The 16,091-nt window shown below is 37.5% G+C and carries 14 protein-coding genes; 6 read left to right on the forward strand and 8 right to left on the reverse strand.

The features are described 5' to 3' along the window. Nucleotides 1-37: 37 nt before the first annotated feature. The 6 genes from rbsC to KBP50_RS18530 all read right to left on the reverse strand — a co-directional run bounded on the left by rbsC (nucleotide 38) and on the right by KBP50_RS18530 (nucleotide 6,898). Nucleotides 38-979 carry a ribose ABC transporter permease gene (gene rbsC, locus KBP50_RS18505; protein WP_050351874.1) on the reverse strand — a complete coding sequence of 314 codons (942 nt, stop codon included), beginning with the start codon at nucleotides 977-979 and terminating at the stop codon, nucleotides 38-40. Beyond that, entirely contained in the window at nucleotides 976-2,484 is a 1,509-nt protein-coding gene (locus KBP50_RS18510; RefSeq protein WP_050351875.1) for a sugar ABC transporter ATP-binding protein, read from the reverse strand. Before KBP50_RS18510 ends, rbsC begins: the two co-directional genes overlap by 4 nt. Before the next feature lie 17 nt (nucleotides 2,485-2,501). Further along, nucleotides 2,502-2,897: a D-ribose pyranase gene (gene rbsD / locus KBP50_RS18515; protein WP_050351876.1), complete on the reverse strand. Its 396-nt coding sequence runs from the start codon at nucleotides 2,895-2,897 to the stop codon at nucleotides 2,502-2,504. A gap of 2 nt (nucleotides 2,898-2,899) precedes the next feature. Further along, nucleotides 2,900-3,790, reverse strand: a complete 891-nt coding sequence (gene rbsK, locus KBP50_RS18520; RefSeq protein ID WP_050351877.1) for a ribokinase — start codon at nucleotides 3,788-3,790, stop codon at nucleotides 2,900-2,902. Between the two features lie 5 nt (nucleotides 3,791-3,795). After that, the gene (locus KBP50_RS18525; protein ID WP_050351878.1) at nucleotides 3,796-4,782 is read right to left on the reverse strand and encodes a LacI family DNA-binding transcriptional regulator; all 987 of its coding nucleotides are present in this window, start codon (nucleotides 4,780-4,782) and stop codon (nucleotides 3,796-3,798) included. 511 nt (nucleotides 4,783-5,293) lie between these two features. Further along, on the reverse strand, nucleotides 5,294-6,898 hold the full coding sequence (locus tag KBP50_RS18530) for a glutathione ABC transporter substrate-binding protein (protein WP_210967604.1): 1,605 nt from the start codon (nucleotides 6,896-6,898) through the stop codon (nucleotides 5,294-5,296). Nucleotides 6,899-7,183: 285 nt separating this feature from the next. On the opposite strand from KBP50_RS18530, the gene KBP50_RS18535 reads away from it, so the two are divergent. The 4 genes from KBP50_RS18535 to KBP50_RS18550 are packed head-to-tail and all read left to right on the forward strand — an operon-like array spanning nucleotide 7,184 to nucleotide 11,057. After that, nucleotides 7,184-8,083, forward strand: coding sequence for an ABC transporter permease (locus KBP50_RS18535; protein WP_050351880.1), 900 nt, complete (start codon nucleotides 7,184-7,186; stop codon nucleotides 8,081-8,083). Between the two features lie 15 nt (nucleotides 8,084-8,098). Continuing rightward, the gene (locus KBP50_RS18540) at nucleotides 8,099-9,019 is read left to right on the forward strand and encodes an ABC transporter permease (protein ID WP_050351881.1); all 921 of its coding nucleotides are present in this window, start codon (nucleotides 8,099-8,101) and stop codon (nucleotides 9,017-9,019) included. Nucleotides 9,020-9,046: 27 nt separating this feature from the next. After that, nucleotides 9,047-10,078 carry an ABC transporter ATP-binding protein gene (locus tag KBP50_RS18545; protein WP_050351882.1) on the forward strand — a complete coding sequence of 344 codons (1,032 nt, stop codon included), beginning with the start codon at nucleotides 9,047-9,049 and terminating at the stop codon, nucleotides 10,076-10,078. Beyond that, nucleotides 10,047-11,057, forward strand: a complete 1,011-nt coding sequence (locus KBP50_RS18550) for an ABC transporter ATP-binding protein (protein ID WP_050351883.1) — start codon at nucleotides 10,047-10,049, stop codon at nucleotides 11,055-11,057. The genes KBP50_RS18545 and KBP50_RS18550 overlap by 32 nt, the downstream gene beginning before the upstream one ends. A 455-nt stretch (nucleotides 11,058-11,512) precedes the next feature. Here the strand turns inward: KBP50_RS18550 and KBP50_RS18555 are convergent, their stop codons facing one another. After that, on the reverse strand, nucleotides 11,513-13,087 hold the full coding sequence (locus KBP50_RS18555) for a glutathione ABC transporter substrate-binding protein (protein WP_050351884.1): 1,575 nt from the start codon (nucleotides 13,085-13,087) through the stop codon (nucleotides 11,513-11,515). A gap of 136 nt (nucleotides 13,088-13,223) precedes the next feature. Here KBP50_RS18555 and KBP50_RS18560 point away from each other — a divergent pair, with 136 nt between their 5' ends. Then, nucleotides 13,224-13,625, forward strand: a complete 402-nt coding sequence (locus tag KBP50_RS18560) for a hypothetical protein (RefSeq protein WP_236691408.1) — start codon at nucleotides 13,224-13,226, stop codon at nucleotides 13,623-13,625. A gap of 355 nt (nucleotides 13,626-13,980) precedes the next feature. Further along, nucleotides 13,981-15,402 (forward strand): carbon starvation CstA family protein, encoded by a 1,422-nt coding sequence (locus KBP50_RS18565; protein ID WP_050351885.1) that lies wholly within the window; start codon nucleotides 13,981-13,983, stop codon nucleotides 15,400-15,402. Between the two features lie 129 nt (nucleotides 15,403-15,531). Here KBP50_RS18565 and KBP50_RS18570 read toward each other — a convergent pair whose 3' ends face one another. Beyond that, on the reverse strand, nucleotides 15,532-15,999 hold the full coding sequence (locus KBP50_RS18570; RefSeq protein ID WP_244969435.1) for a DUF1801 domain-containing protein: 468 nt from the start codon (nucleotides 15,997-15,999) through the stop codon (nucleotides 15,532-15,534). Nucleotides 16,000-16,091: the final 92 nt, after the last annotated feature.

Genomic DNA, 16,091 nt, shown 5'->3' on the forward strand with positions numbered 1-16,091 from the left:
TTATTTGGAACGATGTAGTTAACATCGGGACTCCCTTTTATCCTTTTGATTTCCTATCTAAAAGAACCGCCAATAATATGACTAATCCCTTTACAATTTGCTGATAAAAAGAGGATACATTCAATAAATTCAATCCGTTATCGATGACCCCAATGATTAACGCCCCTATTAATGTACCGAAAATTCTGCCTCTTCCTCCGGATAGACTGGTTCCACCGATAACAACCGCTGCTATAGCGTCTAGTTCATACATGGCTCCTGCAGTTGGTTGTGCCGAATCTAAACGGCTTGTGATAATAATACCTGCTAATACAGATAACATACCTGTTAATGAATAAACACCGATTTTTACTCTATCTGCTCTTATGCCTGATAATTTGGAAGCTTCTTCATTACCACCAATTGCATACACCTGTCGTCCAAATACAGTACTGCGTAAGACAAAAAATAAGCTAAAAAATACTACTATCATGACGATCACAGGGAATGGAATCCCAAATACATACCCTTTTCCAATCATTTCAAAAGCAAATGAATCTGACAGCCCAGTAATCGGTTTCCCATCCGTATACACTAGTGTTGCACCCCGAAAAATAGTCATGGTTGCTAATGTTGCTATAAAAGGGGCAACCTTTCCTTTAGCTATAATCAACCCATTTACTGCTCCTAGAATTAAACCAATTAATAGACCTATACATACTGCCAGAAATGGATCCATCCCACTAGCAAGTAGCCCGGCTGTTAACGCACTTCCTAAAGCAAGAGTTGAGCCTACCGAAAGATCAATTCCAGCAGTTAAAATAACAAATGTCATTCCAAAAGCGATTAACGCATTAACGGATACTTGTCTTAATAAATTAAAGATATTATTCAAAGTGAAAAAGTTGTCACTCATAACTCCTAATACGATAGTAATAAGGAATAACCCAAGTAGTGGGCCTAACTGTGCAATGCTTAACTTATTACATTTATTCATCATTGACTACCCCCTGTAGCCGCAGTCATAATCGTTTCTTGATCAGCTTGTTCACGATCTATAAATCTAGTTATTTCACCTTCATGCATCACCATAATCCGATCACTTACACCAAGCACTTCGGGTAATTCAGAAGAAATCATGATAATCGCTACCCCTTCTTTTGAAAGCGCGTTCATAATCGTATAAATTTCTTTTTTAGCACCAATATCCACGCCTCTAGTCGGCTCATCTAAGATAAGAACATTAGGTTTAGGTTTAATAGCTAACCACTTGGCTATTACTATTTTTTGTTGGTTACCCCCGCTTAACGCTTTTACTTCCTGTTCTTCATTTGTAGCTCTTACTTTTAACTTCTGCATTAGCTGGTGCACTAGCTTCTTTTCTTTACTTTTGTTAATTACTCCTAATTTTGATAGCGCTACCAAATTAGTTAGAGCTATATTTTCTTTAATAGAAGCATTGATGATCAACCCTTTTGATTTACGATCTTCTGTGATGAATCCGATCCCCTGTTTAACCGCATCAGACGGGTGTTTTATAGTTACCTGTTTTCCATTTATTTTAATAGTTCCTTTGTCTAATTTTCGATAGCCAACTATTGCTTCCATTAATTCTGAACGTCCAGCTCCCATTAACCCAGCAACACCAAGGATTTCCCCTTTTCTTACTGAAAAACTTATATTACGAAAATAATTTGCTAATGCTAGGTTATCGACTTTAAAAACGACTTCTTTGATATCATGATTTCTAGTTGGATATCGTTCGCCTATCTCTCTTCCGACCATCATTTTCACGATCTCTTCGAACGACGTTTGAACGGTATCTTTTGTCCCAATGTATTGGCCATCACGTAGAACAGTTATCCGATCACAGATTGCAAATATTTCTTCCATGCGATGGGAAATATAAATTATACTAACACCATCGGCTTTTAACTTTTTGATTACATTAAAGAAGTTTTCAATTTCATAATCGGTTAAAGCCGCTGTGGGCTCGTCCATAATGATTAACTCTGCTTTTGTTGTCAAAGCTTTAGCTATTTCAATCATTTGTTGCTTCCCAATCGAGAGTTCACCTGCGATATTGTCTGGTTGTATATCACAAGCCCCCAATTTGTTTAAGGCTTCATTTGTCCTTTTTCTTATTTGCCGCTTGTTTAATATGCCAGTTTTTCCATATGTCAGTTCCTTGCCTAAAAACATATTCTCCGCTACTGTTAGATGTGGAATAATATTTAATTCTTGATGAATAACGCTAATCCCCTGTTCCTCAGCTTGCTTTGGGTTTATAAATGATATTTTTTTATCCCTTAAGAATATTTCACCTTGATCTTTTGTATAAATTCCCGTTAAAATCTTTACTAATGTTGATTTCCCTGCCCCATTCTCCCCCATTAAAGCGTGAATTTCACCGCGATTTATATTAAAATCGACATTTTGCAATACCTTATTTCCCGAAAATGCTTTACTTATATTTTTCATCCTCACAAAAGGTTCACTAGACATCACTTGTTCTCCTTTCGTTAAAAAATAACTCCTGCATGTAAGATGACATTTGCAAATGGAGTTGCCTCACCTGTTCTAATAACCGCCTTAGCATCTTTGATAGCTTCTTTTAATTCTTTATGCGACACATAATCTGTCTCTACATTCAAATAATTTGCAGTCAATTGATGATGTAGCTTTGTATTTTTGAACGTAATTTCTTTCGCCATAGTTATTTTTTCAACCACCATATGTTGCATGATAAGCTGCAGAATATCGTTTAATGATGGCGTTCCAAGCTCAATGGAAAGATCAATACACAGCGTTTGTTGTGGTATTGGTAAACCACAGTCGGCTAAAATAATCGTATCTGTATGTCCGAGTTGAGAAAGAACGGAAGCAATGTCCCTATTCAATATGCCTGTCTTTTTCACCTTTAAATGCCCCTTTCATGGATAAACTTATGGACCATATCTAATGTAGGCATTCCTTCTTGAGCACCTGTTTTCATAATGGATAACGCAGCAGCTGCATTCGCAAAGTTTATCGATTGAGACATTGAATTTCCTCTCGCTAACTGAGTTACTAAAGCACCATTAAATGTATCCCCTGCTCCAGTCGTATCTTTTACATCCACCGTAAAACTCTTTATTTTTGTCTTGTTACCATGTTCATAAAAACACACCCCCTCACTCCCCATTGTGACAATCATTTTTTCTCTTATCGAATTGTACAACGGTTCTTCCTCCATAGCTGCTGCCTCAATTTCATTGGGGGTAAAATAGGTGGCGTTTTGTAATAATTCTTCAGGCAATTGCTGATATGGAGCAGGATTAACTACCACTGGTATGTGATATTGATTTGCCTTTTTAACCGTATAAAGAACAGTTGAAAGCGGTATTTCTAACTGTAATAAGACCATGTCACTTTGTCGGATTACCTCTTCTTGTTGTTCAATCACTTCGGGAACAACAGCATAATTAGCTCCGGGTGCAACAATAATTCGATTATCATCTTCAGACAAAATAATATTTGCTACTCCTGTAGACTTTTGATCACTCAGGATGATCCCTTGGGTATGAATTCCTTCTCTTTGTAATTGTTCCGTCAGTAATTTTCCAAATTCATCTTTACCTACAGCGCCAATCATATGCACCTTTGCACCAAGCCTAGCTGCTGCTACAGCTTGGTTGGCTCCTTTTCCGCCCGGATAGAGAGCAAATGATTGCCCTAAAACCGTTTCTCCCTGTTGCGGCAACTTTGTTGTTTCAATCGTTAAATCCATATTAATACTTCCAACCACACAAATCTTTGGATTATGTCCCATGAATATTACTCCTTTCGCTTTGTAGAATCACGTTCGATTAAGGTAACTTCCAATTCTTCTTGGATTACTTTTTGTTCTGGATGATCGATAAGTTGTAGCAAGATTTGTGCTGCCCTGCTCCCAATCTCATAAATAGGTTGTTGTATCGTTGTTAATGATGGAGTAGTTGTTAAACCAATAGTAATTCCGTCAAAACCGATAACAGATAATTGTTCAGGTATTTTTATATGTAAAGATTCCGCAGCTTTTAACACACCTACTGCCATTAAATCATTAGCAACAAATACTCCATCAATGTCGTTATGATTCGTTAATAGCTGTTTGGCAATTTCATATGAATTTTCAAAGCGATAATCCCCAGTAACGACATAATTAGAATTAAACCACGCTTCATGTTCGACAACATCAAGGTAGCCTTTCAATCTCTCCTCTGTATTGCTTGCTGTTTGTGGTCCACTAATATGAGCAATTTTTTTGCAACCGATGGATTGTAAGTAAGCAGTTGCTTCTCTTGCACCTTTTCGGTTATTTACAGTAACAGAGGATATTTTTGAGCTAAACTTCCTGTCCAATGAAATAACAGGACTTGTTATATGATGCAGATCTTCCTCTGTTATGGTACTCGATACAATAATAAATCCATCTACTGATTTTTGCGTTAATGCATTCAAATATGTAACTTCTTTTTCATGGCTGTCATCTGTGTTACAAAGTATGAATGTGTAATTATGCTGATTCGTTACATCTTCTACTGCACGAGCAAGCTCCGGAAAAAAAGGGTTTTTAATATCAGGAACAAAAAGTGCGATCATTTTTGAGCTCCCTTTAAATAGACTTCTAGCAACATCATTAGGTCGATATTGAAGCTTCTCAATCGCTTCGTTAACGCGTTTTTTTGTTTCACTATTGACATACCCATTGTTATTTAGCACTCTGGATACGGTTGCTGTTGACACATTGGCAAGTTTTGCAACATCCCGAATGGTTGCCATAACTTCTCCACCCCTTCATTGTAAAAAGGTCATGTAACCGGTTACATAAAACGAAAAATGAATCACTATGTAACCCGTTACACGTATATAATAAATCGCTTTTATTTTTTTGTCAATGGATTGCAAAGGTCCTTACTGAGTTTTATTATTCCAAAGCTAATAAATAACACTAGTGTGTTAGCATTTTGTTAACAAATTAGCACCATGTCTATAAAATATATGTGGACTCTGATAAAATAATTTTCATTCAGCTTGGAGGGGGTGCTTTCATCCTTTTGAAATTGTAGGCTTTCTGCCGATACATGACTTTTTCACTGCCATGCAAGATTTTCTTAATTCGATGCGCAATTTTTTCTCTGCCACGCACGATTTTCTCGATTCGATGCATGACTTTTTCACTGTGGTGCACGACTTTTTCGTTCCCGCCAAATAACCTAGTCTATTTCTAAAATATTACTTATGAAATAGCAAAAAACCGAGGTTAAGTTACCCCGGTTTTTGCTGCTAAGCTTTATTCTTCAATATATGCTTGCTTGATCTGGTAAATACCTTGCGCATTAACACCAAAGTCTTTCACAGAATCGCTAACACCTAGTAAGTATTCTTGGTGATGTGTATAAATCATCGGTGCTAAATCAACAAGCATTTCTTGTGCTTTAGAATATAGTTCTTTACGTACTTCAGGATCTGTTTCATGGTGAGCATCATCTAAAATCTTATCTAATTCTTCATTTTCCAGGAAGGAACGGTTTCCAGGCTCCCCAACTGCAGATGAATGGAACAGTGGATACATTCCATAATCTGCATCTCCAGTACTTGTAACCCAGCCTAGAACAAACATATCATGTTCGCCGTTAGAAGTTCTATCTAAAAATGCTCCCCACTCCAATTCTTCAATTTTAACATCAACACCGATTTCTTTTAGTTGATTTTGAATCGTAACAGCCGTATCGACACGCTGTTCATTATCATTTGTCCAAATGGTTGTTTTAAAGCCATCCTCATAGCCAGCTTCCGCTAATAGCTCTTTTGCTTTTTCGACATCATACTCTAAACCACCAACAGACTCATCGTAACCAAATACTGGCGGTGCTAACGGGCCTTTTGCTGGAATACCTACATTATTATAAACACCGCTAACGATCTCTTCCTTATCAATTGCCATGGAAATAGCTTGACGAACTTTTTTATCATCAAACGGTTCTTTTTTCATGTTGAAACCAACATAAGATAATGAGGTGCTTGGTTCCTGAAGTGCACTCATTCCTTCAGCTTTATCTACACGTGAGATATTATTTGGCCCTATTTGATCAGCTACATGAGCTACACCTGTCTCCAGTTCAGCTACTCTGGAGCTTTGTTCACTGACTACTTTAAAAGTGGCAGTATCCAATTTCGCCTTTTCTCCCCAATAATCATCGTTACGTGATATAACGACCTCTTCGCCTGCTTTCCATTCATCTAATTTAAATGGACCAGTACCGATAGGGTTTTTGTTGATATATGCATCAACATCACCCCCATCTTCCATTTGTGCATAATCTTCCTCAATTATTTTTGGACTCATAATAGCTGTACCACTATGCGCTAAATTTGCTAACAGCGGCGCATATGGATATTCAAGCTTAATCACTAATGTAAGATCATCTTTTGCTTCTACACTTTCCACTGCTTCAAATAAGAATGCTCTCGGTGAGGCGATCTTTTCATCAACAAGACGATCAAAGTTCTTTTTAACAACCTCTGCCGTCAGCTCTTCACCGTCGTGAAATTTCACACCCTCTTGCAATTGAAATTCCCATGTTGTTTCATCTACTTCTTTCCATTCCTTAGCCAATCCAGGTTGTGGTTCCTGATTTTCATCTAATACCGTCAATGTTTCATAAATATTATCAGCAACTTGACCAGACGGAATGTCATTTGTTCCATGTGGAGATAGCGACACAACATCTGATGGAAGGGCAATAACTAAATCGCCACCGCTTCCTGAACCTTCTTTTTCTGAGCCTTCTCCTTCTGATTTACTTTCAGGCTCTCCGTCGCCCGCACATGCTGCTAATACAAATGTAAGCATAGCTAACAAGGAAACAAGCCATAATAATTTTTTGTTTTTCATATCTGTATTGATACCCCCTGCCTATAATTTTAAAAGTAAAAATAATGTTAACAATTTTTAATATAAACGATTTTTTACGAAATAGCAAGAATATTTAAACTCAAATACAATAATTATAATAATACTATGAATTAAAAATATTTTTTCAATCCATATTGAAAAATACCTCATTTAATTGTATTATAAATAGTATGACAATTTTCCCTATATACCGTGTAAATGTCCGAATTAATATCAGATTTTTAATAATAATGCTACATATTTCGACAATAAGGGGGTAACAACATGAGTGCTGAACCAGCAAATAATGTAATTACAAAATCACCAAAAACAGATCATCCTTTTAAACGATCATTGAAAGACTTCTATAGTAAATTACGCAAAAATAAAAGTGCTTTAGTTGGCGGATATTTAATTATCGTCTTAGTTCTCATTGCGCTTATAGGACCGTTATTAACATCAGAATCTCCAGATGCAGTTGACTATGGTGTAAAGCTTGAAGGGCCTTCTGCTGAGCACTGGTTTGGAACCGATCATCATGGCAGAGATATTTTCACAAGAATTATTCATGGATTGGGTATCACGATGAGTATAGGTATTTCAGCCACCATTTTAGGTGGTATTGTTGGCATTTTTCTCGGACTTGTTTCAGGTTATTATGGTGGAAAAATAGACACTATCATTATGCGGATTATGGACGTATTACTAGCTTTCCCAGGTATTTTATTAGCTCTTGCATTAATTAGTATTTTAGGAGCTAATTTACAAAATGTTGTTATAGCGGTTGCCATTTTTGCAATTCCTACATTTGCTCGTATTGTCAGGGGTTCAACGTTGGCAACCAAAAACTTAGAATATATTGATGCCATGAAAGCATTAGGTGCATCAGATACGAGAATCATATTTAAGCATATTTTGCCTAATATTTTGTCTCCGATTATTGTACAAGGGAGCTTATTTATTGCAACAGCAGTACTATCCGCAAGTGGACTTTCATTTTTAGGAATGGGTGCACAGCCACCATCCCCAGAATTAGGGGCGCTTTTAAGTGATGGACGGGACTTTATGTGGGATGCAGGACATATTGCATTATTCCCAGGCCTGGTTATTATGTTGATTGTATTAGCCTTTAACATCTTTGGAGATGGGCTGCGCGATGCGTTAGATCCAAAAATGAAAAAATAGGAAGTAGGTGCAACGATGTTTCAATTTATTGTACGGCGTTTATTACAGATTATTCCTGTATTAATAGGTGTTACGATCTTAGTATTTTCCCTGATGCACCTATCTCCAGGAAACCCGGCACATATTATCGCTGGGGAAAGTGCTCCTCCAGCCACAGTTGAACAAATTGAAGAACGTTTAGGATTAAATGACCCTATCCCTGTGCAGTATTTTAATTTTGTTAAAGATGCGGCTTTGTTGGATTTTGGTAATTCTTGGCGAACGAGCTTACCAGTAAGTGAGGAACTTTGGCCAAAATTTTGGGTAACTTTCGAATTAGCTGTTTACAGTACGATTTTCAGTATCTTTTTAGGACTAATTGCAGGAATTATTTCTGCCGTTAGAAAATATTCGTTTGCTGATGTCTCTATTATGCTAATTGCATTATTTGGTTTATCAATGCCGAACTTCTGGTTTGGTCTTATGTTAATGCAATGGTTTTCCATTCAATTAGGATGGCTTCCGCCTACTGGCTGGGGCACACCGGAACAAGTGATTATGCCTGTAATTACGCTAGGAACGATGGGAGCAGCCGTTATTGCCAGAATGACACGTTCCAGTATGCTCGATGTTATTTCACAGGATTATATCCGAACAGCACGTGCGAAAGGTTTAGGTGAACGAATCGTTATTTACCGTCACGCTTTGAAAAATGCATTAATTCCAGTAGTCACTGTTATAGGTTTACAGTTTGGAAGTTTACTCGCTGGTGCCGTTTTGACAGAATCGGTATTTGCCATTAATGGGATGGGAAAGCTAATTGTCGATCGGATATTAGCGAGAGATTTCCCTGTAGTGCAGGCTGCCGTATTAGTGATTGCTGTCGTATTCGTATTTGTAAATCTATTGGTTGATATCTCGTATAAGTACTTAAATAAGCGAATCGATTTAGATTAGTAGTTTTGGAGAAAAGAGGTGACTATAATGAGTCAAGAAATTATTTTAGATATAAAGGATTTACAAACATCTTTCTACCTAGATGATTTTGAAATAAAAGCAGTTGATGGCGTCTCCTTTAAATTACCGAAAGGAAAAACAATCGGGATTGTTGGAGAATCAGGTTCAGGTAAGAGTATTACCGCTCTTTCCATTTTACGATTACTCGATCATCCAGGGAAGGTAAAGGGCGGCGAAATCAATTTTAAAGGAAGAGATTTAACGAAATTGACAGATAAAGAAATTCGTCAAATTCGTGGTAATGAGATCTCAATGATATTCCAAGAACCAATGACTTCGTTAAATCCCGTTTATACCATTGGTCAGCAAATTCGTGAAACACTAAAAGTACACCAAGGCTTAGGAAAAGAAAGCGGAACGAAAAAAGCGATTGAACTATTAAAGTTAGTTGGAATTCCTTCTCCGGATAAACGCGTAAAACAATACCCGCATGAACTATCGGGCGGGATGAGACAACGCGTTATGATTGCCATGGCACTAGCCTGCAATCCAGATTTACTGATTGCTGATGAGCCGACTACGGCTTTAGATGTAACAATTCAAGCACAAATTTTAGAACTGATAAATGACTTACAAGAAAAACTTGGTATGTCGGTAATTATGATTACACATGACTTAGGTGTTGTAGCGGAAACGTGTGATTATGTTGCCGTGATGTATGGTGGTAAAGTAGTTGAATACCAAGATGTGAAATCTTTATTTAAAGACCCAAAACATCCCTATACAATAGGCTTATTGAAGTCCATACCTCGTCATGATACAGACGTTGATGAACTGGAACCTATTAGAGGCAACGTTCCAAGTCCAAAGGATATGCCAAAAGGATGTCGATTTGCACCAAGATGTCCGTTTGCAACAGAGCTCTGCATGGAGGAATTACCTTCCCTTGATCATATAGAAGGCGATAGCGAAGTGCGTTGTTGGATCTATACTGATCGTTGGGATGGAGATCCGGAGGTGAAGGCATATGGCCCAAAAAGAGCTACTCAAAGTAACTAATTTAAAACAATATTTCCCAATTAAAGGTGGATTTCTAGGAAGAACCGTAAACCACGTCAAAGCGGTCGACGATATTTCTTTTGAAATTTATGAAGGGGAAACTTTAAGTGTCGTCGGCGAATCAGGTTGCGGAAAATCGACAACCGGACGATCCATTCTTCGTCTAGATGAGCCTACGGAAGGAAAAATTGAATTTGATGGCGGCGATCTATTAGCACTAAACAAAAGTGAAATGCGAAAAAAACGAAAAGACTTACAAGTTATTTTTCAAGATCCATATGCTTCGTTAAACCCACGTCAAACAATAGCACAAATTTTAACCGAAGCAATGGCCATTCAAAATATTGTTCCAAAAGACCAACGTCGTAAACGAGCGATTGAACTGTTAGAAACAGTTGGCTTAAATGCAGAACAAATTGATCGCTATCCGCATGAATTTTCTGGAGGACAAAGGCAACGTGTTGGGATTGCCCGTGCTTTATCTGTTGATCCAAAACTAATCATTTGTGATGAAGCTGTTTCAGCATTGGATGTTTCCGTACAAGCACAAGTATTAAATCTGTTAAAAAATTTGCAGCGTGACTTTAATTTAACTTTCTTATTTATTGCGCACGATCTTGGTGTCGTTCGACATATTTCAGATCGAATTATTGTAATGTATCTAGGAAAAATCGTAGAGATTGCTGATAAAAAATCGTTATTTGATAACCCACAGCATCCATATACAAAGGCTTTGTTATCAGCGATACCTGCACCTGATCCTGAAAACAAAAAAGAACGCATTATCCTAAAAGGCGATGTTCCTTCTCCAATAGATCCGCCAACTGGATGTCGCTTCCATACGAGGTGTCCGTTTGCAACGGAGTTATGCAAAACGGATGTACCTGAGTTACACAATTTGGATCATATGAAAGAAGGACATCGGGCTGCATGTCATCATATTGAAAAAATTGCTTCGGGCGAAATGCAGCCTCACTAAAACACCAAACAGGTCTAGCCTATGGATAAAAGGCGTAGACCTGTTTTTTATTAGGAACAAAACAAAAAATGGTTCATGCTATAACTGTACCGCTAGCTTTAGAATATACTTAAAGACAGTATTTAGTTCCGTTTGCATTAACCAACCAATCCAATTAAGATTGCTCAAATAGTATCGTAAACAGCGTATATTGCATCTGGTTTGCTTTATTTAATGTATCCATTATGTCTATCTGTAAAAGTCATGGGGCGATAGAGCCGGACGTGGCTATTCGGTTATTTTGTTATCCCCAAGGACCTAATTTTATGCTTTCTTATCTTACAAGGGTATGATCTCAAGATCCTTCAACAAATCATGCATTTAGGGTGACGTTATCTCCCACTTAGATTTGTTTGTCGTTACCTCCAACTTTAGAAGCGAGAGTCTTACAGCACCTTACATGCGGGATAAACCCGTTATTTAATCTCCACATCCCGTAAAAATGGAAAGCTGCTTGGGTATTGATAAAATCCTTTTACCTCTTCTCTCAATCCTGCTAGGAGGACAGAATGGTATAGTGGAACAATGGTAGCTTCGTCAACTATTATTTGTTGTGCTTCTTCATAAAATTGCAGGCGTTCCTGTTCATCAGATGTTTGCCTTGCTTTTTCCAATAATTCGTCCACTTGTTTATGGTTAAAAAAGGAACGATTCCCAGCGTTTCCTGCGTTTTGTGAATGGAACATTGGATATAGACCATAGTCTGCATCAAGTGTAACCGTACCCCAGCTACCGATAAACATATCAAAGCTTCCATTTCCTGTTACTTCTAAATATGCACCAACCTCAGCCTGTTCAATATTTACATCAATACCGATCTTTTCCAGCTGCACCTGAACATATTCTGCTATATCAGAAGTTGTGCGATCATAAGCTAAAATGGATGCACTAAAGCCCGTTTCATAACCAGCTTCCTCTAATAACTCCCTTGCCTTTTCCAGATCATAGCCAAGTGGTTCAACATTTTTACTATGACCGTTAACCGTTGACGCCAAAGGACCATTTGCAACTAATGGAACGCCTGCAAACACACCGTCCACCAACTCTTGTTTATTAATCGCCATAGCTATTGCTTGTCTTACTCTTTTATCTTGAAATGGTTCTTTGCTATTATTCATACCTAAGTAAGACATACTTGCACTTTCTGTCTCATGAACAGCAGTTCCTTTATTGCTATTCGTTTGCTTTACATCATTCGGATTAACTGGATAAATAATATCAGCCTCACCAGTTCTTAGCTCAGCAATTCGAGACGCATCTTCTGGAACTGTCTTAAAAGTAACTTGATCGACTTTTGCCTGTTCTCCCCAATAAGCCTCATTTTTAACAAGCGAAACAAATTCTCCATTTACACGTTTATCATATTTAAAATATCCAGTACCTATCGGGTTTTCATTAATATACGTAAATGGTTCTCCACCATCTTCCATTTGCTGATAATCTTTCTTTATTGCTTCTAAACTGATCATATGTCCTCCTGGATGAGCTAAATGCGATGGTAATGCAGCAAAAGGGAATTTTGTTTCAATTTGCACGGTATAATCATCTATTACTTTCACAGTGCTGATCATATCAAACAAGAAAGATAATGGGGAGCCAACTTCAGGATCGCGCACCCTATCCAGATTTGCTTTTACAACTTCAGCATTTAACTCACTGCCGTCATGAAATTTGACACCTTGTCTAATTTTAGCTTCCCAGACAAGATCATCTATTTGTTCCAAACTTTCAGCTAGAGCAGGCTCTATCTCCAAATCTTTATTCATTGCAACAAGCGTATCATACATGGCATTCATCACATACAGCGATGTACCATCATTTGCTGCATGTGGATCAAGGGAAACAGGGTCTGCAGACAGATCAACTGTTAGGCTCTTCTTACTCCCATCTTTCACAGATACCCCTTCTCCAGTACTGTTCTCTCCTCCTGCACAAGCGGCTAGAAAAATTATAAATAGGATCATCACAATAGCGAGCGGTCTTCGTTTCATGGTGTCTTCCCCCTAATTGATTATTGTTATTATTATTATCACAAAATAATAAAATTTTCAATTATTATTTCAGCTATGTATTTTTGTCTCATTTTTCGTTATGATAGTCAGTAACCTGATAAGGGAGAGCGGTAATATGGATGTATGGTATGTAAGCTACGGTTCAAATCTATTAGAAGAGCGTTTTTTATGCTATATCTATGGTCAAACTCCAGAAGGATCAACCAAACCTGAAAGAGGCTGCCATGATCAATCCACTCCTAAAGGTACTGATCGTATTGATCTTCCTTACCCTCTTTATTTTTCCAAAGAGCAAAGCAAATGGGGTGCTGGCGGAGTTGCCTTTATAGATCATCAAAGCATGGCTAATGAAATAACAATTGGAAGAAAATATTTGATTACTGAACAACAGTTCATTGAAGTTGTCGCACAAGAAAATAATATACATCGATTACAAATAGATTTACAGACCATTATGGAACAGGTATTTGCAAATATTCTGACTGGGTGGTATGGCATTTGTGTACCTTGGAACTAGTAATGGTCGCCCTCTATTTACCTTTACTAATCCTAATCCAATGAAGGAAGAAGCCATTCATACTCCCGCACGGCCGTATTTAAGAACGATAGCAAAAGGACTGCTCCAGCTCGGGCTATCCAAAGAGCAAACAGTTGCTTACTTGTTACCAAAGAAAGGCATCAATGGAAATTTTTCAATTTCTTCATTATACACGTGTTTATTTGGCAAATAAATCATGGCATGGTGCATTTCTTATTTCAAATAAATTTCGTTAATATATTATTGTCGCAAATTACTTTAATTATCTAACTCCCCTAGGTATACTAGATGTGGTAAGCGTTTTCAACATGATTACATCAAAGGGGGATAATGAATGATCACGTTTATTGTATCTATTATTTTATTAATCGTAGCTTATTTCACGTATGGAAAATTTATTGATAAGCTATTTGCACCGAGTGATGAGAGAAGCACACCCGCCTACGCTAACAATGACGGCGTTGACTATGTGCCGATGAGTAAGCAAAAAAATGCGATGATACAATTGCTCAATATTGCTGGTACAGGTCCCATTTTTGGTCCAATTATGGGAGCTTTATTCGGTCCAGTTGCTTTTCTATGGATCGTTCTTGGGTCTATTTTTGCTGGGGCTGTGCATGATTATTTAACAGGGATGATTTCTATACGTAATAAAGGGGCGCACATTCCGGAATTGGCGGGAAGATTTTTAGGAAAAGCTTCCAGACATATTGTAAATGCCTTTTCTCTATTATTATTAATCTTAGTCGGTACCGTTTTCGTTACTACACCAGCATCACTCATTGATATATTGCTAGATCAAAGGATTGCTTTTTCGATAATTTTAGGAACGATATTCCTTTATTTCTTTCTATCTACTGTCTTACCCATTGATAAAATTATTGGACGGATTTATCCTATCCTCGGTGCTATCTTGTTAATTGGCACGGTAGCAATTGGAATTTCACTGCTGTTTTCAGATTATAAGATCCCAGAGCTGAACGTAACGAATATGCATCCTGATAATCTGCCAGTCATTCCAATATTATTCTTTACGATTACTTGTGGTGCCTTGTCAGGCTTTCACGCAACGCAATCACCGATTATTTCGAGAACAACACAAAAGGAATCACAAGGGCGGTATATCTTTTATGGCATGATGATTGCTGAAGCCATTATTGCAATGATTTGGGCAGCTGCTGCTATGAGCCTTTTTGATGGACAAACATTAAGCGGAATTATTGCTGAAGGTACTGCTTCTGCCGCGGTAAATGAAATTGCTATTACATTACTTGGTGCGATTGCAGGAACCATTGCCGTACTAGGTGCGATCGTACTACCAATTACTTCTGGCGACACTGCATTCCGTGCTGCACGCTCTATTATTGCGGATTATTTAAACATTGGCCAGAAAAAAATATTTAACCGCTTGGCGATTGCTATTCCTTTATTTGCTATTTCTTACATTCTAACTAAAATCGACTTTAATATTTTATGGCGTTACTTCTCATGGGCCAACCAAGCAACGGCAGTAATTGCATTGTGGATAGCAACAATGTATTTGTTTGTCAAAGGAAAAAACTATTTCGTATCAATGGTACCCGCCATTTTTATGAGTTATATGGTGTTTGTATATATTCTAAATGCACAAATCGGCTTCCGACTGGAATTGAATGTTTCATTTATTATCGGAGCTATATTAACCGTTATTCTAACATTCCTGTTCTTTAAAAAAGCACAAACGAACAAAACAAATAAGTTAAAAGTAGACATGTAAATGTATGCCTGCCGATATATCGTGTTTATCGTAGCGGCAGGCTAATTAATTGCTTCTATATTGAGGTTATTTCATAATACTTTTTCCATCACGAAACTTTTCCTATCATTTTGTCCTCTCGTAACAAATTTATGTTCGCTTATTTTTTTCATACAACGCAATCCAATCCATTATTGTCATTTTAGAAGCAAGCTCTCCAATGAGCTGATAAGGAATTTTATTAGGATTCGTAAATCGAATACAGCTTTTTCCCATATTTAATTTTGTGTCCGTATGATGAGGATGTTCATCTTCAAACCAATGTAACAATGCTTGGTCTGCATAAATTCCCATATGATAGACAGCAAGGTGCTTTTTTTGTGCTGCAATACTAATAAATGGCAGTGGAGTGTCCTGTTTACAATGATATCCGTCAGGGTAAGCAGATAAAGGTACCACATATGAAGGCATGCCATATTGCATTTCCATCTGGAAACCGCTTGGAATGTGCTGGTCGATCACTTTTTTCAACTCTATGAAGGCATCCCTCCATTTCGTTTCCACATTGTTAATATATTCGCTAACTTCATCCGTTTGATACATGCTTTTCACGCCCATCGTTTTATTGTCCGTTTATTAAAACCAATCAAGTACACTATTTCAAGTAGCAGTCCATTTTTAACCACTTTATTTCGCTAACGATCAATTGA

This window comes from Virgibacillus pantothenticus (assembly GCF_018075365.1).
In the GTDB taxonomy this organism is placed as follows: domain Bacteria; phylum Bacillota; class Bacilli; order Bacillales; family Amphibacillaceae; genus Virgibacillus; species Virgibacillus pantothenticus.